This is a genomic window from Nocardia anaemiae NBRC 100462, from assembly GCF_001612725.1.
In the GTDB taxonomy this organism is placed as follows: Bacteria; Actinomycetota; Actinomycetes; order Mycobacteriales; family Mycobacteriaceae; genus Nocardia; species Nocardia anaemiae.
Genome location: NZ_BDAZ01000062.1, coordinates 66,476 through 90,110 on the forward strand (window position 1 = coordinate 66,476; position 23,635 = coordinate 90,110).

20 protein-coding genes and 1 pseudogene are annotated in these 23,635 nt (G+C 65.0%); 15 read left to right on the forward strand and 6 right to left on the reverse strand.

What is annotated here, in order from left to right:
• The first annotated feature begins 19 nt into the window (after window positions 1-19).
• The 7 genes from NA5_RS30445 (at window position 20) to NA5_RS30475 (ending at window position 5,651) form a co-directional block, all read left to right on the forward strand.
• Window positions 20-1,258 (forward strand): 4Fe-4S dicluster domain-containing protein, encoded by a 1,239-nt coding sequence (locus NA5_RS30445; protein ID WP_062992238.1) that lies wholly within the window; start codon window positions 20-22, stop codon window positions 1,256-1,258.
• The gene (locus tag NA5_RS30450) at window positions 1,245-1,751 is read left to right on the forward strand and encodes a Crp/Fnr family transcriptional regulator (RefSeq protein WP_062992240.1); all 507 of its coding nucleotides are present in this window, start codon (window positions 1,245-1,247) and stop codon (window positions 1,749-1,751) included. Before NA5_RS30445 ends, NA5_RS30450 begins: the two co-directional genes overlap by 14 nt.
• 80 nt (window positions 1,752-1,831) lie before the next feature.
• Complete coding sequence (locus NA5_RS30455; RefSeq protein ID WP_062992309.1) at window positions 1,832-2,659, forward strand: FAD/NAD(P)-binding protein; 828 nt, start codon at window positions 1,832-1,834, stop codon at window positions 2,657-2,659.
• The gene (locus NA5_RS30460; RefSeq protein ID WP_062992242.1) at window positions 2,659-3,432 is read left to right on the forward strand and encodes an NADH-quinone oxidoreductase subunit B family protein; all 774 of its coding nucleotides are present in this window, start codon (window positions 2,659-2,661) and stop codon (window positions 3,430-3,432) included. Before NA5_RS30455 ends, NA5_RS30460 begins: the two co-directional genes overlap by 1 nt.
• The gene (locus tag NA5_RS30465) at window positions 3,416-4,708 is read left to right on the forward strand and encodes a Ni/Fe hydrogenase subunit alpha (protein WP_062992244.1); all 1,293 of its coding nucleotides are present in this window, start codon (window positions 3,416-3,418) and stop codon (window positions 4,706-4,708) included. The genes NA5_RS30460 and NA5_RS30465 overlap by 17 nt, the downstream gene beginning before the upstream one ends.
• 55 nt (window positions 4,709-4,763) lie before the next feature.
• A complete protein-coding gene (locus NA5_RS30470; RefSeq protein ID WP_062992246.1) occupies window positions 4,764-5,255 on the forward strand; it encodes a hydrogenase maturation protease in 492 nt (163 codons plus the stop codon).
• A gap of 102 nt (window positions 5,256-5,357) precedes the next feature.
• Complete coding sequence (locus NA5_RS30475; RefSeq protein ID WP_062992248.1) at window positions 5,358-5,651, forward strand: hypothetical protein; 294 nt, start codon at window positions 5,358-5,360, stop codon at window positions 5,649-5,651.
• Window positions 5,652-5,792: 141 nt separating this feature from the next.
• On the opposite strand, the gene ppsA is transcribed toward NA5_RS30475, so the two are convergent.
• The 3 genes from ppsA to NA5_RS30490 form a co-directional block, all read right to left on the reverse strand.
• Window positions 5,793-8,075, reverse strand: a complete 2,283-nt coding sequence (gene ppsA, locus NA5_RS30480) for a phosphoenolpyruvate synthase (RefSeq protein WP_062992250.1) — start codon at window positions 8,073-8,075, stop codon at window positions 5,793-5,795.
• Between the two features lie 157 nt (window positions 8,076-8,232).
• Window positions 8,233-8,787, reverse strand: coding sequence for a flavodoxin domain-containing protein (locus NA5_RS30485; protein WP_062992252.1), 555 nt, complete (start codon window positions 8,785-8,787; stop codon window positions 8,233-8,235).
• 388 nt (window positions 8,788-9,175) lie between these two features.
• Entirely contained in the window at window positions 9,176-10,156 is a 981-nt protein-coding gene (locus NA5_RS30490; protein ID WP_062992254.1) for a 1-phosphofructokinase family hexose kinase, read from the reverse strand.
• 173 nt (window positions 10,157-10,329) lie between these two features.
• On the opposite strand from NA5_RS30490, the gene NA5_RS30495 reads away from it, so the two are divergent.
• The 5 genes from NA5_RS30495 to NA5_RS40780 all read left to right on the forward strand — a co-directional run bounded on the left by NA5_RS30495 (window position 10,330) and on the right by NA5_RS40780 (window position 15,632).
• Window positions 10,330-11,718, forward strand: a complete 1,389-nt coding sequence (locus NA5_RS30495; protein ID WP_062992256.1) for a wax ester/triacylglycerol synthase family O-acyltransferase — start codon at window positions 10,330-10,332, stop codon at window positions 11,716-11,718.
• A gap of 362 nt (window positions 11,719-12,080) precedes the next feature.
• Complete coding sequence (locus NA5_RS30500; RefSeq protein WP_062992258.1) at window positions 12,081-12,413, forward strand: hypothetical protein; 333 nt, start codon at window positions 12,081-12,083, stop codon at window positions 12,411-12,413.
• Window positions 12,413-14,698, forward strand: a complete 2,286-nt coding sequence (locus NA5_RS30505) for a heavy metal translocating P-type ATPase (protein ID WP_062992260.1) — start codon at window positions 12,413-12,415, stop codon at window positions 14,696-14,698. Before NA5_RS30500 ends, NA5_RS30505 begins: the two co-directional genes overlap by 1 nt.
• An 83-nt stretch (window positions 14,699-14,781) precedes the next feature.
• Window positions 14,782-14,925: a CBS domain-containing protein gene (locus tag NA5_RS40775; RefSeq protein ID WP_157110716.1), complete on the forward strand. Its 144-nt coding sequence runs from the start codon at window positions 14,782-14,784 to the stop codon at window positions 14,923-14,925.
• Window positions 14,922-15,632 carry a dienelactone hydrolase family protein gene (locus NA5_RS40780; RefSeq protein WP_157110717.1) on the forward strand — a complete coding sequence of 237 codons (711 nt, stop codon included), beginning with the start codon at window positions 14,922-14,924 and terminating at the stop codon, window positions 15,630-15,632. The genes NA5_RS40775 and NA5_RS40780 overlap by 4 nt, the downstream gene beginning before the upstream one ends.
• A 98-nt stretch (window positions 15,633-15,730) precedes the next feature.
• Here NA5_RS40780 and NA5_RS42520 read toward each other — a convergent pair.
• Window positions 15,731-15,820, reverse strand: a pseudogene (locus NA5_RS42520) (universal stress protein); the annotation flags it as partial.
• 137 nt (window positions 15,821-15,957) lie between these two features.
• On the opposite strand from NA5_RS42520, the gene NA5_RS30525 reads away from it, so the two are divergent.
• Window positions 15,958-16,923 (forward strand): ABC transporter ATP-binding protein, encoded by a 966-nt coding sequence (locus NA5_RS30525; protein ID WP_245672468.1) that lies wholly within the window; start codon window positions 15,958-15,960, stop codon window positions 16,921-16,923.
• Between the two features lie 4 nt (window positions 16,924-16,927).
• A complete protein-coding gene (locus NA5_RS30530; RefSeq protein ID WP_062992268.1) occupies window positions 16,928-17,722 on the forward strand; it encodes an ABC transporter permease in 795 nt (264 codons plus the stop codon).
• A gap of 69 nt (window positions 17,723-17,791) precedes the next feature.
• Here the strand turns inward: NA5_RS30530 and NA5_RS30535 are convergent, their stop codons facing one another.
• Window positions 17,792-19,231: a wax ester/triacylglycerol synthase domain-containing protein gene (locus tag NA5_RS30535; RefSeq protein ID WP_063813686.1), complete on the reverse strand. Its 1,440-nt coding sequence runs from the start codon at window positions 19,229-19,231 to the stop codon at window positions 17,792-17,794.
• A gap of 493 nt (window positions 19,232-19,724) precedes the next feature.
• Between NA5_RS30535 and NA5_RS30545 the strand changes: the two genes are divergently transcribed.
• Window positions 19,725-21,563, forward strand: coding sequence for an AMP-dependent synthetase/ligase (locus NA5_RS30545; RefSeq protein ID WP_062992272.1), 1,839 nt, complete (start codon window positions 19,725-19,727; stop codon window positions 21,561-21,563).
• Between the two features lie 263 nt (window positions 21,564-21,826).
• On the opposite strand, the gene NA5_RS30555 is transcribed toward NA5_RS30545, so the two are convergent.
• A complete protein-coding gene (locus NA5_RS30555) occupies window positions 21,827-23,332 on the reverse strand; it encodes a DUF6119 family protein (RefSeq protein WP_062992276.1) in 1,506 nt (501 codons plus the stop codon).
• Window positions 23,333-23,635: the final 303 nt, after the last annotated feature.

Consider the following 23,635-nt stretch of genomic DNA (forward strand, 5'->3'; position numbering starts at 1 on the left):
ATCGAAGGGAGGCCCGGTGATGCCCGTCGACACCGAGGTGATCGACCGCGCGGGTCTCGACCGTCTGGTGGATGTGCTGCGCGATAACGGGTATCGAGTCATCGGCCCCCAACTGCGCGACAGCGCGATCGTGCTCGACGAACTGGATTCGGGGACACAGCTGCCCAGCGGTTGGGGAGTCGAAACCGCACCCGGCCGATATCGGGTGTATCGCCGCACCGATGCTGCCGTATTCGCACATTCGGCCGGGCCCGGGTCGTGGAAGCAGTTCCTGCACCCGCCGCGGCGCAAGATTTGGGAGACCGGGCCGGACCTGAATCCGCGACCGGCTGCGCAGGTCCCGGTCCGCATGGCTTTTCTCGGTGTCCGCGGCTGTGACCTCGCCGCCATCTCGGTGCTCGGACGCGTGCTCGGCGGCGGCGCCCATCCCGACCCCGCGTTCGTCGGACCGTCCGGCACTCGGGCAGTGCGGCCCGCCGACACCACGGCGCGGGCTGTGGATACCGGCATTCGCCAGGATGCCGGGGACCTAGGGGATGAGGGGGCGCAATCGGCCGTCGATGACCGGGCGCCGTTCGTCGTCGCGGTGAACTGCACAGAGCCGGGCGGCGTGTGCTTCTGCGCATCGATGGGCACTGGTCCGGGCGTGGCGCCCGGATACGATCTCGCCCTCACCGAGCGCCTCGACGACGACGGCCATCGGTTCCTGGTCGATGTCGGCAGTGAGGTCGGCGCCCGAATTCTCGCGCAGGTCACTACTCGTCCGGCGGACGCCTCGGAGGTTCGCGATGCGCGCGAAGCGGTGGCCGCGGCCGCAGGCCGCATGGGCCGCGCCATGCCGGAGACCGATATCCGCACCCTGATCCGCGATTCCCGGGAGTCGCCGCACTGGCAGGATGTCGCGAGCCGCTGCCTGACCTGCGGCAATTGCACCATGGTGTGCCCAACCTGTTTCTGCACCAGCACCGAGGACGTCACCGATCTCACCGGCGAGCACGCCGAACGCTGGGAGCGGTGGGCGTCCTGCTTCGAACTGGACTTCTCCTATCTGCACGGCGGCAGTGTTCGGCAGACCGGTGCGGGCCGGTACCGGCAGTGGCTCAGCCATAAACTGGGCACCTGGTACGACCAGTTCGGCAGCTCGGGATGCGTCGGCTGCGGGCGGTGCATCGCCTGGTGCCCGGCCGGTATCGATCTGACCGCCGAAGTCGCCCGGCTCGCCGAACTGGCCGCAGGAGTCGACGATGATCACCGTTGACGAGTTGTCCGAGTTCGCCCAGCTGGCTTCGCTGAGCCCGGCGGAACTGGCCGCGCTGGCCACGTGCGGGCGTGCGGTGTCCTATCCCCCCGGGCACCGGTTGATCGCCGAACGCCAACCCGCGCAACAATGCTGGCTGATCCGCCGGGGCCGGGTAGTGCTGGACTCGCCGGTTCCAGGGCGCGGCGATATTGTCGTGCAGACCCTCGGCAGCGGTGACCTGCTGGGTTGGTCCTGGTTGGTGCCGCCCTACCGCTGGCATTTCGGCGCTGTGGCGACCGAAGCGGTGGACGCGATCGAATTCGATGCGGCGGCGCTGACCGAATTGGCCGAAGCGGACCCGAAATTCGGGTATGCGCTGACCTTGATGCTGTTCGAAGCGTTACTCGATCGGCTGCAGGCCACCCGGGCCCGGCTACTCGATCTCTACCAGAACCCCGCCGAATCCTGCGACGACTATGCGTGCCGAATAGGCGCCGGGCGAGGTGCGTGATGACTCGAGCATTGCGCAGCGATTCGGTGCGCGACAGCAGCCGGGCGACGGGCAGGCGGGTCGAAACGGTGGGCCGCCGGATGCCGGTCGGCGAGGCGATGCTGCCGTACCGGGTCATCCACCGCATCCAGCAGACGCGGGACACCGTGACGCTGCGACTGGAGCCGGTCGGTGTTGCGACACAACGTTTTCAGGCCGGTCAGTTCATGATGCTGTACAGCTTCGGTGTCGGTGAGGTCGCGATCTCGGTCAGCGGCGATCCGGCCGCGGACAGCGATGTGCTCGAACACACGATCCGCGCGGTCGGGGCGGTCAGCGGGGCGTTGCACGACACCGGAATCGGCGGTGTGATCGGCGTGCGCGGCCCCTTCGGCGTCGGTTGGGATCTGGCGTCGGCGGCCGGGAACGATCTGGTCATCGTCGGTGGCGGGGTCGGACTCGCACCGTTGCGCCCGGTGGTCCTCGGCGCGCTCGCCTCCCGCGCGGACTACCGGCGCATCATTCTCGTCACCGGCGCGCGAACTCCGTCGAACATACTGTTCGGGCGCGAGCAGAACGACTGGAAGACGAATGCTTCAGTCGAAGTCCATCAGAGCGTCGACCATCCCGAACCCGGTTGGACGGGGCGGATCGGTTTCGTCACCGAGCCGCTGGCACAACTGCGGCTGGAACCGGCCCGCACGACCGCGTTCCTCTGTGGGCCGGAACCGATGATGCGATTCTGCGCACAGACCCTGTTACGCAAGGGAATCGCCGCGACCGACATCAGGGTGGCGCTGGAACGCAATATGCAATGCGGGGTCGCGCGATGCGGTCACTGTCAACTCGGAACACTGCTGCTCTGTCGAGACGGCCCGGTCATCGACTACGCAGTGGCCGAACCACTACTGGCCGTCCGGGAGTTGTGATGGATACCCCGACCCTCGCGGTATGGAAATTCACCTCGTGCGATGGCTGTCAGCTGACGCTGCTGGACTGCGAGGACGAACTACTGACCCTGACGGCCCGGATCCGCATCACCCACTTCACCGAGGCATCCAGTGCGGTCGAGCCGGGCCCCTACGACGTATCACTGGTGGAGGGTTCGATCACCACGCCCGACGACGCGCGCCGGATCACCGAAATCCGCGCGCAATCTCGGATTCTGGTGGCAATCGGTGCGTGCGCGACGCACGGCGGGATCCAGGCGCTACGCAATTTCGCCGACATTACCGAATTCACCTCGGTGGTCTACGCAAGCCCGGAATACATTTCGACACTTGCCACCTCGACCGCGATCTCGGAGCACGTTCCGGTCGATTTCGAGCTGCGCGGCTGCCCGATCGACCGGCGCCAGCTACTCGATACTCTTGGTGCGTTCCTCGCGGGTCGCGCCCCCGATATTCCGAATACCAGCGTTTGCACCGAATGCAAACGCCGCGGCACCACCTGTATATCGGTCGCCGACGGTATTCCGTGTCTGGGACCGGTCACGCAGGCCGGATGCGGTGCGCTGTGCCCGGCCTACCACCGCGGCTGCTTCGGCTGCTTCGGACCGATGGCGAAGCCCAATATCGGTGCGTTACTTCCCATTCTGCGTATCAACGGCATGGACCAGCCCGACATCGACCGGGTTTTCACCACATACGCGGCGGCGGCACCGGCCTTCGCGGACCGGACCCGCGATGAGTCACCGCAGTAGGCAATTGAAGGTCAGTTCGCTGGCCCGCGTGGAAGGCGAAGGCGCACTGCGAGTCATCGTCGCGGACGGGGTAGTCGAGCGCGCGGAGCTGAATATCTACGAACCGCCCCGATTCTTCGAGGCATTCCTGCGTGGGCGCGCCTATACCGAGCCGCCCGATATCACCGCCCGCATCTGCGGGATCTGCCCGGTGGCCTACCAGACCAGCGCGTGCAACGCGATCGAGCAAGTCTGCGGCATCAGCCTGGACGAGCCGCTGGCCGCCCTGCGACGGCTGCTGTACTGCGGTGAGTGGATCTCCAGCCACGCCCTGCACATTCACCTGCTGCACATTCCCGATTTCCTCGGCTATCCGGACGCGATCACCCTCGCCGCCGACCACCGCGAACTCGTCGAACAGGGCCTGGCTTTGAAGAAGGCCGGGAATATGCTGCTCGAACTCATCGGCGGACGGTCGATCCATCCGATCAATGTCCGGGTGGGCGGCTTCTATTCGGTTCCCGACCGCTCCGATTTCGCCCGGGTAGCCGAACAACTGCGCCGTGCACAGGATTACGCCGTGCACACCGCCCGACGCGCCGCTGGTTTCGATTTCCCCGATGTCGAACTCGACCACGTACTCCTCGCTGCCACCGAACCGGACCGATACGCCATCGAACGCGGCGACGTGCACACCACCGACGGCCTCCGCTTTCCCGCAGCCGAATTCCCGGCGCACGTCACCGAGCAGCAAGTACCGCATTCCACCGCACTGCACGCGCGGCTCGACGGCAACCAGTATTTGACCGGGCCGCTGGCGAGATACACCCTGAATTCCCGGCAGCTTTCGCCGACCGTCCGGCAGGTCGCGGCCGAGATCGGGCTGGGTGAGCAATGCCGTAACCCGTTCCGTAGCATCCTGGTTCGCGCGGTGGAGGTCGTCTACGCCGTCGACGAGGCATTGCGGCTGATCGAAGGCTACGAACGTCCGTCCCGCCCTGCCGTACCTACCGCACCCCGTGCGGGCGTCGGTCACGGTGTCAGCGAAGCGCCACGCGGATTGCTCTACCACCGATACGAGGTCGACGCCGACGGCACCGTCCGCGCCGCCACCATCATTCCGCCGACTTCCCAGAACCAGGCCGCCATCGAGGACGATCTGCGCCGCGTCGTGGCCGCCAACCTCGCCCTCGACGACGCCGCGCTCACCACACTGTGCGAGCGCATTATCCGCAACTACGACCCCTGCATCTCCTGCGCCGCCCACTTCCTCGATATCGACGTGGTGCACCGGTGAACGAGCGGATCATCGCCGTGCGCCCGCCGGAGCTCAGTGCCGACGAGGTGCGTGCATGAGCGGGGTGCGCGCGGTCGTCATCGGTGTCGGCAATGAATTTCGCAGTGACGACGGCGTCGGTCCCGCTGTGGCCACCGCCGTCGAGGAACTGGAGTTGCCCGGCGTATCGGTGACCCTGTGCGACGGCGAGCCAGCCGGACTGCTGGATGTGTGGGCCGATGTAGAACTCGCGATCGTGGTCGATGCGGTGCTGTGTGAACCGAGCACTCCGGGCCGCATCTGGCGCACCACCATCGACGCCTTGCGCGGCGTCACCCGTGCCGCCAGCTCACATGCCCTCGGCGTCCCCGACGCCCTGCCATTGGGCCGAGCCCTCGGCCGAGTGCCCGGCGAACTCGTGGTCATCGCCGTTGAGGCCGCCAGCCTCGATCTAGGCGTCGGCATGTCCGAACCGGTCGCGGCCGCGGTATCGCGGGTGGTCGAAGCCGTGCTGACGGAACTGGCTCGACTGGGAATCACGACCAGGGGTGTCGGCGGTCACCTTTAGTGCCGATCGGCCCTCGAATCGAGGGACCAGTGGCCCTGCCCAGGTGTGATTACCCAGCAATACGGTGGGCAGCAATGTGACCACTCAGCAAGGCAGCAGCAAATGACATTGGTGAGATCCGAGAACACCACGGCCGACGTCGAACCGACCGATGCGGTGGAGCACCTCCGACAAGACTTTCCCGCCGTTTCCGCCGAGGTACTCTCGGCCACCGTCAGCGGAGCGCAGCGAGAGCTGAACGACGTACCGGCCGGATGGCTGCCCGAACTCGCCGAACGATTGGCGTGGTGGCGTATCAGCACCGCCACAGGAACATCCCGTTCATGGACGCCGACCTCGGCTGCCAACGGCAGTTCAAGACCGTCGGCTCGCAACGGCTCCACGCTGCCGCGGTGAGAACTGTGAGAGGTTGATAGGCGACTTGTCGGCCCTTGCTGATGCCGCCACCTCCGGGCAGCCGCTCTTCTGGTAGGCCGCCTCCGCATCATCCGGCGAATGCACGCCGTGAAACACCGCGGCGCCGGGAGTCCGGAGGGGTCAATCCGGACGGGCCGCCAGGGCGTGGTCGAGTAACAGGCGACGTTCCGCGGCGGCGACGGCCCGGCGGGTTGCGGGGGCCGCGTCAGGGGTGACGGAGACCGAGGTAATTCCCATGCGGACAAGGTGCTCGGCGAAGTCCGGGTGATTGGAGGGCGCCTGGCCGCAGAGCGACGACGTGATCCCGAGATGGCGAGCGGTGGTGATGATGCGGGCGATGGCGTCCAGTACGGCGGCGTCGGATTCGTCGAAGAGTTCGGCGCATTGTTCGGAGTCGCGGTCCACACCGAGCATGAGCTGGGTGAGATCGTTGCTGCCGATGGAGACACCGTCGATGCCGAGGCCGACGTATTCGGGGAGCCAGTGCACAACGGAGGGAACCTCGGCCATGACCCACCGGTGCAGGCCACGCTGGCGGCCGAGCGGGCTCGCGTCGACGAGTTCGAGGCAGGCCTCCAGTTCCCAGCGCGTGCGGACGAACGGAATCATCAAGTGCAAGTTGGGAGTTCGTTCCCGCACGCGGGCCAGTGCGGCCAGTTCCAGTGCGAACACTTCCGGTTCGCGGATGTAGCGGTAGGCGCCGCGGTAGCCGATCATCGGATTATGTTCCACCGGTTCGTAGTTGGCGCCGCCGGTGAGGGCGCGGAATTCGTTGGTGCGGAAGTCGGTGGCGCGGTAGATGACCGGGCGCGGCTGGAATGCCGTGGTAATGCGGTGCAGCGATTCGGCCATGCGGTCGACGAAGAGGTGTTCCTCGCCGCGGGCGATGAGCTCACGGGGGTGACGGCCGCCGAGCGCCTGGGTGAGCAGGGTTTCCGCGCGCAGCAGTCCCACACCGTCGACATCACCGGCGGCGGCACGCTCGGCCGCTTCGGGGAGTGCGAGGTTGACGTAGACCCGAGTCGCGGTGGTTTCGGTCCCGCCGGTCACCACGACGGGCGCGGTGGTCGTCGGACTCGACTTCGGTTGTCCGGCACGGACTTCGCCCGCCGAACCGTCCACGGTGACCGTGGTGCCATCGACGAGCGTGGTGGTCGCGGTGCGCGCCCCGACTACACAGGGAACACCGAGTTCGCGGGCCACGATCGCGGCGTGACAGGTCATTCCACCGCTGTCGGTGACCACCGCGGCCGCGCGGGTGAGAGTGGGCAGCCAATCCGGGTTGGTCATCGGCGCGACCAGTACCTCGCCGTCGCGCAGTGATTGACCCTGCGCGGGCGAGGAAAGAATGCGCACCGCACCGCTCGCGCTGCCGGGTGCGGCGGCGAGGCCGCGAACCAGCACCTTCGTCGGCACCGGGGTCGCGACGGGATATTCGGCCGATCCGTCGGGCAGCGTGGTGATCGGGCGCGCCTGTACCAGCCACAGATTGTCATCGTCGAAGGCCCATTCGACATCCTGGGGCTTGCCGCCGTGATGCTCCTGCACGGCCAGTGCGAGGCGCGCGACGGCCAGTGCCTGCTGTTCGTCCAGGACCGGGGCATCGGCCTCGGGGCCGGTCAGTTCCACCCGGCGATCCCCTTCGGGGCCCGCCACGATCGCGAAACTCTGGTGGCCGCTGCGGGTTTCGAGCAGGGTGGGGCCTGCCGCATCGAGCAGGTAGGTGTCGGGTTCTGTCGCACCGGAGACGACGACCTCGCCTTGGCCGCGTGCGGCGTCTATGACCATCCGGTCCCGGCGTCCGGTCGCGGGGTCGGCGGTGAACGCCACGCCGGATCGCCGCGCGGTCACCATGCGCTGCACTACCACGGCCATGACCGGGCGCTGACGCATGCCGCGCCGCGCGCGGTAGGTCACCACCCGCGGTGTGAACAGGGAAGCCCAGCAGTCGTTGACGGCCGCGAGCAGTTGCTCGTCGCCGTGCACGTTGGTGCGGGAAATGTTCATGCCCGCGAATGAGGAGGTGGCACTGTCTTCGCCGACGGCGGAGGAGCGGACGGCGACCGGAACCTGCTCGCCGAGTGCGTGATACGCGGTCAGGATAGTATCGCGAGCACCGCCGTTGAGGGCGGCTTTGTGTACGAGTGCGCGCATGCGGCGACACAATTCGGTCACGCGCGGGGTGTCAGCGCTGGCCGCGAGCGCCTCGGACTGCAGGCGATCGAGTTCCGTGCCGTCGGGACCATTCGAGATGACCTGCTCATAGCAGGCCCGCAGGATCACGAAACCAGGTGGCACCGGCAGCTTCGCCGCCACCAGCTCGCCCAGGTTCGCCCCCTTGCCACCGGCTCGATCCGCATCGTCGAGCCGCAGCTCGTCGAATCCTGCTACGTAGTCGCCCATCTCGGCTCCCGTCACTTTCCGCGTCTCGAAATGTCTTTGCCCTCAACATCGCCCGGTCTGGCAGCGGCGGCTGCGACCGAAGTCGCGGGCTTGGGCCCAGTGGTCCCGAGGGCGATCTCGGCGGGAGCGTCGCTGTGCGACATCAGCTCGGCTTCGACTACGAGACAACGGTGTTCGACTGTGCGGTGGACAGGCCCAGCGATTGCGCGATGGACGTGGACCACGTACGGATGGCGGCCCAGTCGCGCAGATCGCCGTAGCGGCCGCCGCCCATCAAGCGATAGAGAATCCTTGCCTTCAGCGAGACGCCGACGTGTTCGTAGTGTCCGGAGAACGCCTGGTAGTCCCGCGGCGATATCGAGTCACGCAGCGCGGCGATCTTCTTCGGCACGATGCGGCCGATCCGGCTGCCGATGGGCCCACCGAGCGCGGGTCCGAGGCCGACGCTGAAGAGCCAGACGTTCTTGTTCCGCAATGCCTCCCGGTGTGTTCGCACGAAGGTCACGGCGGCGGGCAGGAGCTCCATATCGTGGATCGCACTACCCAGTACGACGGTGTCGAAACGGGACAGCTCCGGTGCGTGCTCGGCGTCGGCGAGCTCCACTTCGGCGCCTTGTTCGCCCAGCTCGGCGGCGATGAACTCCGCGATATCGCGGGTCGATCCCTTTTCGGTCGCGTATATGACCGCGATGCGAGATGCGTTCGATTCCATACCCACAGCGTTGCGTAGGAGCCCGTCCGCTGGTGAGAGCCGTGATGCCTGTTCAGGGGGGACCAACGTCCCCATTCGGTACGTGCCACGTCCCGCGGAGGGGACGATGCTGATGCGTCGCCGCTGTGCTCGGCCTTCGGTCCCGAACCGGTGCGGCAGCGGCTGACGATCGCGCAGGCCAATGCGGTCGTGACGTCGAAGGGACTGTACCGACTTCCTGACTTTCGTCGAAAAACTCACGAAGGCAACGGGAGTGCGGATCGACGAGGACGACTACGCACACCTGGCCACCATCGGATCCTGCGTGGAATTCCTCACTGCGGCGCAGTAATGAGGCGCCAGGCTGCTTGGTTCCGACAGCACACCTGTTCGAGGGGCGGCGGGGCCGCTATTGCCGGATCGACCAGTGCGTATGCACCTCCGCTAGCAGTTCCTCGACGGTAGTCGCCTCGAATACCTCGGTACCAGGCAGCAGGACCGTCGCCGCGGCTGCCGCGACCCCGTACTCGCAGGCGCGCACACAGTTGTCGCCGACCGCGAGACGGTAGGTCACTCCGGCGATCAGGCTGTCGCCCGCACAGGCGTCGCTGCGCGGCGGCTGAAGGAGCACCGGCGCTGCGACCTCATGGTGCGCGGTGCGGGTGGACAGCACGGCGCCCAGGGCGCCGACCGTGGTGATGGCGTTGCTGACCGCGCCAGCCTCGAGGACGTACTCGTTGGCGGCCCTGGCGTCGGCGAAGGTCGCGATGGGGCGGCCGATCAGGGCCGCGGCCTCCTTGCGGTCGACGCGGTTCACGAAAACCGGTTCCTGTATCACCTTCCGCAGCTGTGCTCCCGCCACGTCCAGTACGACACGGACGCCACCAGCAGTGGCCTGCCGCACGGCCTCGGCGCAGAAATCCTCGCGGACTCCGGGCGGCATGCTTCCTGTGATGACAAGGTAGGAAAAGCGCTGCGCCATCCGGATTACGGTCGCCAGGCATCGCTGGCCATCCGCTTCGCTGAGCACCGGGCCGGGCGGCACGATGTGGTAGCTGTGCCCGGAGCGCGTCTCGGCGATGACCAAGGCTTCCCGCGTTTCCCCGTCGATCTCGATGCGTCGGTGGTCCAGCCCTTCCTCGTCGAGGAGCCGATCGAGCCGTTCGCCGATCTCCCGGCCGGAAGTGTGCAGTGCAGTCGCGCAACCACCCAGCCTGCTGATGCAGCGGGCGACGTTGATACCACCGCCGCCGCCTCGGACCGAGCACACCCGGGCCCTGTTCTTGCCCTCGCCGTACAACTGTTCCACCTCCAGACAGATGTCCACGGTCGGATTCAACGTGACGCTCAGAATCGACGACGGGGAGCGGTCTGGATCGCCGCAAGCCATATCTATCAAGGTCCACCGATGTCGGTGTGGGACATAGGGCAATTTGGCGCTTCGACTGTCGACCTTTGTCTCTCACCCCTAGCGGTACGAGCGCGTGAGGATTATCGAGTGGCAGTGCCAGACTGTCCCATCCCGGGTACCGGCTGCCACCATCGATCCATTCGAGGTTGATCATGACCGAGCTGGGCCCGTTGGATTCGGGATTCATGGAGTTGGAGGACACCGACCGCCATATCAGCCTGGGCATCGGCGCGGTGGCCATCGTGGCGGGTCCGCCGCCGACGCGTGCGGAGTTCACCGCGAGAGTGGCCAAGGGGCTCGAACACAACACCCGACTCCGGCAGCGGGTGCGCAGGGCGCCGCTCGACCTGACCGCGCCGGTATGGGAAGACGACCCGAATTTCGATCTGGCGCACCACATTCGGTGGACCGCGCTGCCCGAGCCCGCCGACGAGTCGGCACTGCGCGAACTGATCGCTGTGGACCTGGAGGAACGGCTCGACCGAGATCATCCGCTGTGGCAGTGCGTGGTCGTCGAGCACTTGGCCGGCGATCGCTGGGCGATGATCGTCAAGGCCCACCACAGCATGGTCGACGGCATCTCGGGGATCACCTTGTTCGAGGGCCTCTGCGATGGGCCGGGGGACGACGGCAGCGTGCACGCCGCCCGCGCGGAGGATCGTTCGGTCGGAGGCCTGTCGAGGCTGGTGGCGAAGGGAATCCGACTGCCGCTGGTGGCGCCGCGGTTCGCGGTCTCGCTGGTGCGCGGTCTGGTGCCGGTGGTGTACGCCGCGGTAGCGCCGAGTGCCGCGTCCTCGTTGAACGGGCCGATCGGACGGCAACGACGCTATGTGGTCGCCCGCGCTTCACTGCCGGAGATCCGGGAGATCGGCGCGGCCTTCGATGCGACGGTCAACGATGTCGCACTCGCGGCCATCGCCTCGGCTTACCGAGCCGTACTACACAAGCGCGGCGAGGAACCCACATCGGGCAGGCTCCGCATTCTGGTGCCGATATCCGTGCGCCCTTCGGACGCGAAATATGTTATGGACAACAGGGTCTCGGCCATGCTGCCGTATCTGCCCATCGAAATCGAGGATCCAGTTCAGCGACTCGTGGCGGTGCACGACCGGATTTCCCAGCATCGCGCCAAAGGCGAGGCCGAGGCCCAGAAGTCGATGCTATCGATGGCCGAATTGCTGCCGTTCGCGGTGGTCGCCTGGGCATTCCGGCTGGCCGGACACTTCCCGCAGCACAGCGTAGGCGCCCTCGCCACCAATGTCCCCGGACCGCGCCGACCATTGACCGTACATGGTCGCGAAGTACTGGAAATCCTGCCCTGCATCCCCATCGCCATGCGCCTACGCACCACGATCGCGATCCTCAGCTACCACGAGCGGCTCGTCTTCGGCATCACCGGCGACTACGACACCACCCCCGACATCGACCTGATCGCCGAAGGTATCGAACACGGCATCGCCGATCTCCTCGAGCAGTCCCGCCGTCGCCCGGTAGTGGTGGCACTCCGGGGTTTAGGCGCTGCGGCGGGGGAGCACGACTAGAACTGTCACCTGGATGGCCGACACGGTGGTGATCCGGACGCCTCCTTCGGTACAGCGATGGCCGTTGTGCAATGCCATGCGGCGCGCGATGCCCATGGTCATCTTCTTGCACTACTGCTTCTTGGCGGACAAATACGTGGCGGCAATGACCATCACCGCGAAGATCACGGCGATGAGTACGGCCGCGGTCGGCCAGTCCATGACAACTCCTTCGAACCGGATGCGGACCCGATTCCACTGTCGTCGTAGGGCCGAGCGAGCATGTAGGGGAATTCGGACCTGCGCAGGGGGCTTTCGACCTCTCTTGCACGGACGCATCCGATGCGACAGTCAGAGCAGCGCAAGCGATTAGGAGCACTGGCATGAGTTCTTCCGATTTCCAGGTCGAATATCTGCAGCGGCTGTCACAGGGCGGGGTCCTGTTCGAATGGTGGCTGCTGGCGATAGACGAGTACCCGCCATTCCGGTTGGACCAGGGGCCGCGGGAGCTGTCGGATTCGGAATCACTGCAGATCCGACTGCTCGACCTGGCGCGACCACTGGGCGAGGCCTTCGACATTCTCGTCGGCGGAGTCGACACGCCGTGCACCACGACAGTCCCGTTCGCGGTGACCTGTCCCGGCACTCTCGCCGCCGATACCGGCGGGCATCTCGCTGAGGTGGAGCGCTTCGCGGTAACCGAGGTTCGGTGCTGATGTTCCGGCAGGCGTTGCTCGGATCCGTGATCGGCGTACTACTCGCGGCGGGACTGGTCGCGCACCCGTTCGACACGGCCGCCGCCGATCTGTTGTGGCTCGGGGCGACCATGATTGCGCTGGTGCCCGCGCTGTGGTGGGTGGCGGCCGACCTTCGCAGGCGGCGCTACGGTGCGGATCTGCTGGCGGTGGTCGCTTTGATCGGTGCGGTCGCGGTCGGCGCGTATTTCGCGGGTGCGCTGATCGCGTTGATGGTGGCCACCGGCCGGTTGTTGGAGGCCTATGCTGGGCGTCGAGCGGGTCGCGATCTGTCGGAGCTGTTGCGACGAGCCCCAGTTCAGGCGCATCTGCGGCGGCCGAACGGAATCGAGACGGTTCCGGCCGCCACTGTGGGACCCGGCGATGTGGTCGTGGTACTGCCGGGGGAGACCGTCCCGGTCGACGGTGTGCTCAGCACCGAGGGTGTGTTCGATGAGTCGACGCTGACGGGTGAGCCGGTGCCCGTCGTCCGCAACGTGGGCACGGACGTACGCAGCGGGGTGACGAATGCTGGTGCGGCCGTGGATATTCGGGCCGCAGCGACGGCCGAGCAGAGCACCTATGCCGGAATTGTGACGCTGGCCGGCCAGGCGGCCGCGGCCGCAGCGCCGGTCGCGCGCCTGGCCGATCGGGTAGCGGTGTGGTTCCTACCGATCGCGCTGGTCATCGCAGCCATCGCATGGGCGCTCACCGGTGACCCGGTCCGTGCGGTCGCCGTGATCGTCACCGCGACGCCATGTCCGCTGCTGCTCGCGGTGCCGGTGGCAATCACTGCAGGGATGTCGCGCACAGCGCGGGCGGGAGTAGTCGTCAAAGATGGTGCCGCCCTCGAAACACTCGGGCGCGCAAGGTGTCTCGCGATGGACAAGACGGGCACCGTGACCGTCGGCCACCCCGAGGTGATCGATATCGTCACCGCTCCTGGCACGACCCCGGAGACGATACTGCGGCAGGCGGCCGCGGTCGAACAGTATTCACCGCATGTGCTGGCCAAGGCGGTGCTGGGCGCTGCGACCGCACGCGGGCTGAAACCCGCTGCAGCCGTGAATATTTCAGAACAGCCCGGGCAGGGGGCGACGGGTACGGTAGAGGGCGATCGGGTGCGGGTCGGCAGGCTGCCCGCCGATGCTGACCCTGTCCCATGGGTCGGTGCTGCGGCACGGCGCGCGCATTTGGATCTGGCGGGCATCATCTGGGTTTCGGTGAACGATGCCCCCGTCGCGGCGCTGCTGGTGCGCGACAGTCTTCGGGTCGACGCGGCGCGGACCATGCGCCGGCTACGCGCAGCGGGCCTGCACAGACTACTGCTGCTCACCGGTGACCGGGTCGACAACGCGACCGAGGTGGCGCGCATGCTCGGCCTCACCGAGGTCGTCGCCGATGCCGATCCCGCCGACAAGATCGCCGCGATCCGCGCCGAACAACACGACGGCGTGACCGTGATGGTGGGTGACGGCGTCAACGACGCCCCGGCCCTGGCCGCGGCGGATGTCGGCGTCGCGCTCGGCTCGCGCGGGTCGACCGCTGCGGTACAGGCCGCGGACGCGGTAATCGTGGACGACCGCATCGACCGGCTGGCCGATGCCGTAGATATCGCCCAGCGAACGCGTCGGCTGGCCGTGCAGAGTGCGCTCACGGGCATGGTGCTCTCGCTGGTGGCCATGATCGCGGCGGCCTTCGGATTCTTGGTGCCCGCGGCGGGTGCGCTTGTGCAGGAGGGGATCGACGTCGCGGTGATACTGAACGCACTGCGGGTGTTGCGCATCGGCCGTGGTCGCCGCAGCACCGCGATAGATCCGCTGGTGGCGCGATTCACGCGCGAACACGAACGGCTGCATGCCGCCCGAGCATCGGTGCGCGATGCGGCGGATGCCTTGGCGCGCGGTCCGGCCCCCAGCGCCGACGCCGCGCTGCGCCGGGCTCTGGATGTGCTCACCGCCGACGTCCTGCCACATGAGCACGCCGAGGAGACACAGCTGTATCCGGCACTGGCGAGCTACCTGCGCGACCCGGAGGCGATGATCACCATGAGCCGCGAGCACACCGAAATCGAGCGCCTGGTCGAGCGGATCCGCCGCCATCTCGCCGAGTCGCCCGACGGCATCGGCGCGGATCAGATCGATGACCTGCGCGCCACTCTGTACGGCTTGGACGCGATCCTCACACTGCACTTCGCCCAGGAGGACGAAGCGTTGTTCACCTTGGCACACAACCCGAGAGAGCACGATGCGGGCGTCGCTCGATAGCGTTGACCTTCGCGACATTGGTCACATCGCGGCGGGCACTCGGCCTCTCGTCGTCGCCGCGAGACGAGAGCACGCTGATAACGATGTACGCACGCGACATTCTCAGCCGTCCGGTTGTGACAGTACGCCCGGAAACGCCACTGCACGAGACGATCTCGCTGCTGACCGAGAACGCCGGACCTGACTGGCCGCACAGAAATCACGCTGAGGAGAAAGGATCGCTGTGACCACAGTTGATACGCCCATGGCACGAACGGTGTGCGATGAAGAGGTAGTAATAATTCCAGGGGATGTCGCGTTGCTCGGGCGGCTGCGGATGCCCGAGCATCCGATTGGCATCGTCATCTTCGCGCATGGTTGCGGCAGCGACCGGCACAGTCTGCGCAACAGGTTTGTGGCCGATGCGCTGGCCGGTCACCGGCTTGCGACACTGACGATCGATCTGCTCACACCCAGCGAGGTGATCGAGGGCGGCAAGGCCTTCGATGTCGAACTGCTCGGTCGTCGTTTGATCGCGGCGCACCGCTGGCTCCGTGCGGTCCCGAGCCTGCGCGAGTTTCCGGTTGGTTACTTCGGCGCCGGTTCGGAAGCGCCGGTGGCACTCTGGGCGGCCGCGGAACCCCGTAGCAGGGTTCGTGCTGTGGTGGTGCGCGGCGGCCGACCGGATCTGGCGGGCGGGCGGCTGGTGAATGTGCTGGCGCCGACGCTGTATCTGGTCGGCGGCCAGGATTGTCGCGTGCGTGTCGAGAACCGCCGAGCGGCGGAGTCGATGCGGTGTGAGCATCGCATCACCGAGCTCGCGTCCGCCGCCCCGTTGCTCGAATCCCAATTGTCTCGCCGCGTCGCATATTTGGCGGCAGTGTGGTTCACCGAGAACTTGACGTCGAAGCCGCTGACATCGGCCGCATCCGAACCGGAGCGCCGCGCAGGCTGATGTCGAAGGTGGCGCGTGGCAAGCGATGGCCGCGCAAGGGCACCGTAATCGTCTTGTCCGAGCAGGCTCTGGATTGCGATCAGAGGGCCGACAATCCCACGGCAGTGGATGATCGGGCAATGCGCCTGCTGCACAAGCCAATTGCTCGTCGAGCCGAGCAGCAGTCCCGGGAAACCGCCACGCCCGCGGCGGACGGTAGGAAGGCGAAGCTCGGGAACTGCTGGCTTTGATCATCGACTGGTGGGCGATAGGCAACTCGGTGCAGCCGACGGTGAGGGTTGGCGGGGACCAATGTCCACGGCGGGAGGGCCGCACGACCCTGTCGATGCCGGAGTCGGCTCGGGCACAGTTGACTCAGCCGGTTTCGGACCACACCGCGATCGGAAAGTTGTGCAAGGCGGTTTCGTCGATGATCGAGCTGGACGGGCTGACCAAATCCTACGGCCGCAAGCAGGCGCTCGCGGAGGTGACATTGCACGTCCCCGCCGGAGTTGTCTTCGGCTACCTGGGCCCCAACGGCGCGGGTAAGACGACGACCATCCGTATCCTGGTGGGACTGATGCGGCCTACCAGTGGTTCGGTGAGTGTCTGTGGTGCGGACACCGTCCGGGCGCGGGAGGCGGCGCAGCGCCATATCGGTTATCTCCCAGGACAATTCGTTGCCTATCCCGATATGACGGCGCAGCACTATCTGACGTATCTGGCCAACTTGCGTGGCGGGGTGGATCCCACCGTCCGTGACACACTGATCAAGCGGCTGGATCTGGATCCCACGGTCCGTATCGGTGCGATGTCGCATGGTAATCGCCAGAAAGTCGGCATTGTACAGGCTTTCATGTCCGAACCGGATCTGCTCGTGCTGGACGAGCCGACGACCGGGCTGGATCCGCTGATGCAGCGCGAATTTCTCGCCATGATCCGTGAGGCGCGCGACGCGGGGCGGACAGTTTTCCTTTCCTCACACGTGCTTTCGGAGGTGCAGGCCGTCGCCGATACCGTCGGGCTGCTACGGCAGGGTCGGTTGATCGAGATCCGATCGGTCGCCGACCTCACCGGCCGGGCACCGCACCAGATCGATCTGCGATTCGCGGGCGATTCGCCCGACTCCAGCGTGCTGCGACGGATCGCGAGCGTGCGGGAGGTCCAACGCGACACCACCACCGTGCATATCGAGCTGTCGGGTTCGACCGCGGAGCTGCTGAAAGCCATCGCCCCGTACGACGTCGTCGACATCACCAGTCGCGAACCCGATCTGGAAGAAATCTTCCTCACCTACTACGGACAGGGATGAGGCGATGCTGCGCAACGTATTTCTGAAGAGCCTGCACGATCAGCGCCACGGACTGTTGGGCTGGGGTATCGGAATCGTCGCCGTCGTGCTGCTGGAATCGGCACTGTGGCCATCGATCTCGAATATGGCGGGCCTTCGGGACTTCCTGAACAGCTATCCGGAGCCGCTGCGCAAACTGTTCAATATGGACCAATTCATTACGGGCACCGGATTTCTCAACGCAGAACTTTTCAGCGTGCTGCTGCCGATCCTGTTCCTGGTGTTCGCGATCGGCCGCGGTGCTCGCGCGGTCGCGGGCGAGGAAGAAAGCGGTGTACTGGAGGTTCTGCTGATCACCCGGCTCTCACCGATACGCCTCGCCCTGGAGCAGGCCGCCATGCTGGCCACCGCAGTGGTCACCCTTGCCGCGGTGCTGTTCGGGGCAATCGTGGTGAGTTCGGCGATATTCGGTCTCGGTGTCTCGATCGCGGCCGCCGCGACCGGTGCGCTCGCGATGGCACTGATCGGCATCGAATTCGGGTGGCTGGCACTGGCTCTCGGCGCGGCGACCGGTCGCAGGATCGTTGCGCTCGGCGGTGCGTCGGTCTTCGCTGTCGCCGCCTACGTCCTCTATGTCGCGAGCAAGATCGTCGACAGTGTGCGCCCGTGGGGTCCGTTGTCACCGTTCCATCAGGCGATCGAAGGCGGGCCGCTCGGGGCAGGACTCCCAGCGGCGTACGCGTGGCTGGTCTTGGCAGGCGCAGTGGTCGTGCTGACCGCGCTGCCGGTGTTCGATCGCCGTGATATCGCGGGTGTTTGAGCTCCGATGTCAGCCAGAGGGGGTGGCATGCGGTGGCCTGGCTGCAGGACCCGATGTGCCCCAAACCTGCTACCCCGCCGGTACTGATCCGGTCGGCGCGGATTGGAATGCTCCGGCCGTGGGTTTCACACCGCCGTCCGGAGCGGGTTCACCGCTGAGGCGGAGTACGGTCTCGAAACCCGCTGCGAGACAATCGGTGAAGATCGCGAGGTCGGGTATGGCGGCGGTGTCGGCGTTGATCCCGATGCAGCAGATTCCGGCGTGTGAGGTCAATGCGACGTTGAAGGCCGTGCCGATGGTCGGTGCGAATGCGTACATCCGGTCGATCCGCGCGCCGGCGAGATAGAGCGGCACCGGGGACCCCGGGATGTCGGAGGCGACGAAGTCGACATGTTTGAGCATGGTGGCAAGCAGTCCGACCGGCAACCTGTTGAGCGCGGCCGCGACGGCGCCAGACAGCGGTGTGGCGGGCTCGCGCCGCCACCTGGCGACGACGGCGTCCACGGCGCGCATCAGGTCCGCAGTTTCGGCGATGTCGACCGGTAATGCGAAGCGGGCCAGGGTGATTCGATTGCCGCCGAGCGGATCATCGCCCGCGCGAAGGCTGATCGGCATGGTCAACCGCAGGCGATCGACCTCCACCCCGTGCCGGTGATGATAGGTGCGCAGTCCGATGAGCACCGCGGTCAGAAACGCATCGTTCATCGTGCATCCTGCGGCATCGGCGGCGCGGTGCAGGCCCTCGACGGGGACATCGAACACCGCCAGACGACGACCGAGGCTTCGCCCGGTCATCACCGGTGACAGCGTAGTAGTCACCGGTCGGACCAGCCGAACCAGCGATGTCGCCACGGCTGCGCTGTCGCGTACCACCCGGACCGGGTGGGTGAAGGTTCGCCGTGCGGTCGGCCACGTTGCCGTGACGGCGCCGCGGAGTAGCTCGGAGCCGACGGACCAATTCCACGCCAGAATATCGCGCAGCCCGCCGCTACCGTCGGACGCAAGCTCGGGCGGACGACCGCGATCGGTCCCGGCGCGATCGAGATCGCAGATCTCGGTGGCGATCCGGATCCCGCCGACCCCGTCGGTGAGACTGTGGTGCACTCTCAGCACCAGCGCGCATCCATCGCCGAAACCGCTCAGCAGCGTCAACCGCCACAGCGGCCGAGCCGGATCGAACGCGGTCATCGCCTCGGTGCGGGCGAACTCGAGCACCGCGGACTGATCCGCCGGTTCCGGCAGCACGCCACGTCGCAGATGCCACGACAGGTCGAAATCCGGATCGGATGTCCACCGGGGCGGGGCCAGACCGAGCGGCACTGTGACCAATCGATCCCGCAACTTCGGTACAACGCGGGTGCTGCGATCGATCGTGCGTACCAGGCGATCCCAATCCGGGTCTGTGTCCAGCATCAGGATCGACACGATTGTCGAGCGCAGGACTGGATCCTGTTCCATGCTCCACGAGAACAGGTCGGACTGTGACATATGGGATTCGCGTGCGCCCATCGACTGCTACCTTCGAATGCTCCGCGGGAATGCCGTGAGCCGCTTGGCGTTCCGGTTTCCTCGGACAACCGGCAGCCGCTTCGGCTCCGACATCAGGACCACGCGGATCATGTCCCCCGATCCGTCGATCGCCGCGAATGACGACCGAGCATGGATGTAGGCCAGCTCCGGAGGTTCGGCGGTGAACGCGCTATACGCCCTGGGCGACCAGCGGGCATCCCATCCAACGCTGAGACGCCTCCGCTGGATCCCACCGGCCCGGTAGCCGACATGCTGGGCGGTATCCATACCAGCAGTGTGCTCGTTCCCAGCCGATTGCACCCGATCACGAAGACTCTTGTATCGAGGGCTTTCGTCCTCGAGGCCGACAGGGAACATTCCGTCAATGCTCTCCGTCCGGAGCGGTTCGAGGGATGATGCGGGTCTCCGCTCGTACAGGCTTCCGCGTCCAAGTACCTCGTCGATCGGTGTGGGTATTCCGTAGAATGAAGCGATGACGTTCCTCCGAAAATCCGAGGAACCTCCCGACCTCAGCAAGATCGAGAAGCGGGCACCGTCGGTCGCCCAGATGCTCGTCAACCGTGTAGCCGCGACTCCCGACGCGGAGGCGTTCCGATTTCCTGACGGCGAGGGCTGGACCAGCGTGTCCTGGAAGCAGTTCGGTGAGCGCGTCGACATCCTCGCCGCTGGCCTGATCGCACTGGGAATCCATGCCGAAGACCGGGTCGCGCTCGTGTCGTCCACGCGGTACGAATGGGTGCTCGCCGACTTCGCTGTGATGTGCGCTGGTGCGGCCACCACCACCGTGTACCCCACCACCAACGCCCCCGGCGTCGCGTTCATCGTCGCCAACTCGGGCAGCCGCATCGTGGTCGCCGAGAATCAGGATCACGTCGACAAGCTGATCGAGCATCGCGCCGCGTTGCCCGACGTGCGACAGGTGGTGATCTTCGACGGCGAGGGCGACGGCAACTGGGTGATCACGCTCGGTGACCTCGAAGAGCGCGGACGTGGCCTGCTCGCCGAATCCCCGGACGCGGTCGCCGACCGCATCCGCGACATCCGGCCCGAGCATCTGGGCAGCATCATGTACACCTCCGGGACGACCGGAACCCCGAAAGGGGTTCGGCTGCCGCATTCGGCATGGACCTACAGCGCCGCGGCAATCGACGCCCTGAACGTTCTCAGCCCCGACGACCTGAATTTCCTGTGGTTGCCGCTGTCCCACGCGTTCGGCAAGGTGATGTTGGCGCTGTCACCACTGATCGGGTTCCCTACGGCGATCGACGGCCGGGTCGACAAGATCGTGGACAACCTCACGGTCCTTCACCCCACCATCGTGGCGGCCGCCCCGCGCATCTTCGAAAAGGCGCATGCCCGGATCGAGGGCATGATGGCCGAAGAAGGCGGGATCAAGAAGAAGCTCTTCGACTGGGCGGTCGGGGTCGGCCTGAAGGTCTCGCGTGCCAGGCAGGCAGGCAAGAATCCGTCGTTGCTGGTTTCCTTGCAGCACGAAATCGCCGACAGGCTGGTGCTTTCCAAAATCCGTGAACGCTTCGGTGGTCGGCTACGGTACTTCGTTTCGGCAGCGGCCCCGTTGGATCGCGATGTCGCGCAGTGGTTCGACGCGATCGGCATCATCGTGCTCGAAGGCTATGGCCTGACCGAGACCGCCGCCGCCTCATTCATCAACCGCCCAGGTGCGTACCGGTTCGGAACGGTAGGCAAGCCGTTCCCCGGCACCGAGGTCGAGATCGCCGAGGACGGTGAGATCCTGCTCAGAAGTCCCGGTGTGATGAGTGGCTATCACGACCGCCCCGAGGCAACCGCCGAGGCATTGGACTCCGACGGCTGGTTCCGCACCGGCGATATCGGCGAGATCGACGCCGACGGATTCCTGCACATCACCGACCGCAAGAAGGACTTGTTCAAGACCTCCCAGGGCAAGTACGTCGCGCCCTCCGCGATTGCCGCCACGTTCAAGGGAATGTGCCCATACGCAGCGGAATTCATCGTCTACGGCGAGACACGCCCCTATTGCGTCGCATTGGTCGGCCTCGACGTCCAGAGCGTCACCGAATGGGCTGGCAAGCACGGTCTGGCAGACAAACCGATCGCCGAAATCGCGCGGGACGAGAAGACCCACGACGTGATCGCAACCTACGTGGACCACCTGAACACCCAACTCAATCGCTGGGAACAAATCAAGAAATTCGACATCATCGACCACGAACTATCCGTGGAAGCCGGTGATCTCACACCGAGTATGAAACTGCGCCGCAAGATAGTCGTCGAGAACCTTGCCGACAGCATCGACGCCCTTTATCGCTGAAGTCGACCGATGACTTTCGCTTCACATATGCCCATTGGAGGCATACCGAAACTACCGACGTGACCGGATGTTCGTGGAACGGAGGTCGTGGCGATCAGATTGATTCCGAAAAATCGGCCGCCTCGATCTTCCTGTACTTCCGCGAGATCATCTTCGAGCGTTCCGGTGAACGGCAGGCTCGGCTGCATAAAACCCTCGTAGGGATACCAATCGTCATTTTCGTAAATGCTGGCGTCTGCGCGTCGCAGTATAGCACCGATTCTTCAGTCCCGCCGTTTAGATTTCACGCGGCGGCTGAGCTTGATAACTGGCGTAATTCCAAGATCATGGCATGTCCGCGCCCATGCTTCAATCTTCTGTTTCAGGATGATGGAGTTAGAGTCTGCGATGTTCTGCGGCACCGACTTAGCCTCGTATCCGAGCCAGAGGCAGTACCTGGAAAAGTCTGGGATCTGCCTCACTCCTGCACGGTTGCCGAACAGCGCAAGGAGGCCCCTTGCCTGGTCGCACACGTAGTGCAACTTCTGCGCGGTGCCGAACTTGACGGCATAGACAGTATTTCCCTTCTTTAGGTCCCATGCTTCGACAGGCGTCGACCGTTTCGTCTTGAAAATGTCGAAATTCTTATCCGCTATCTCGTATCCTGCATTGATGACGGCCTCCGATTCGTTGAAACTCGGCTCCGTAATCTCAATTTCGAGAAACTCCGGCTCGGCCATCTCGACGTCGATGTCGCGCACATACTCGTCGAGGAAGTCGAGATAGTCCTGGTTGAAGTGCATCCATTTGCCGTTAGACAAGACGACCCGCTGAGCATCGGCAATGAAATCCAGAGATGCCTTCAGGTCGTCAGCCTGGCTCACGCCATCGCTTTCGTTTATGACCTTAATCTTGAGTATTTGCTCATCCGTGAGTGAGTGCTCGTTGATGTAGTCACGCAAGTTATCGATCGAGAGGGAGTCCAGCTCCTTTATGGGTTTCCAAGGTGCCTTCAGGCCGAAGGTGCCGTCGTCGCCAAACATGAAATCGACTCCACACATTTCGAAGCTGTTTCTCGTGAAGTCAGTATCACCGTCGGACGACCTGATCTCCTTGATGAGCATCTGGTCGAAATGATCCACCTGGGTCTTCTCGGTTATAACCACTGTTCGAGGCAACCTGAAACGCTCGGGTTGTGTCAATTCTGCACAGAGTGCAGATAGAAAGTTGCCGATTCCTTCCAGTTGAATTTTGGGGGACAACTGTGCAGATGTGCCAAACTTTCCCGTTGTGCCAAAAATAGCGTGCTTGTCTAGCGTTATGCGGGCCTGGATGAAATCGACCGATTCACCGCTCGCGACATCGAGGCTAGTGTTGGACGCGTAACTCCTGATCTCTTTGCGAGTTTTTCCTTGAAATCGCTTTGACGCAGTTTGGCTCACATCGTCCTGGTTGACGATTCGCTTTGCAAGGTCGATGCCAAAATCGTAGTCGCAATATGGTCGAACGTAGAAGTGAGCGAACCCATGCGCGAGGGCGAAGCATGCCTCATCTGATTCGAACAGATAGACCGCAGAGTGTCCAATTCCCGTTGGAAACTGGCGATCCTGGAACAGCGGCTTGTATGTGTACAACCACTTTACGGGCTTCTCGGTAGTTTCCAAGAAGTAGAACTGGCTATGCCACACGGGCTGCTCCTCTTCATGCAGGAGCTCCATGCCCATGAGATTCAGCCTCGTTCGAAAGGGGGCGATCTCACCAACTGGAATCATAAAGATGTTAAGCTTCATTTGTATCGCGCCCTCAGTCGAATAACTCGATTGCTATTGTTCGTCGTGTCGAATCGGGTCATAATTTGGCAAAGCTATTGCCACCCAGTAGGGTGATGCCGCGAATAATACATACTCCAAATCCGCATTACAGTAGAGGGTCTGGGAAATCCGGGTCCCTCTCTATCGAATTGTTCGACCGACCGTGTGCCATTTCACTGGCGGCTGATTACTTTGTTGCTGTAGCCACGTTACTTGTGGTAGCGGGAGGAATCTATTTGACTGATCCGCCAGGGGCGCGGCGCTTCCTCTCCGGAATGATGC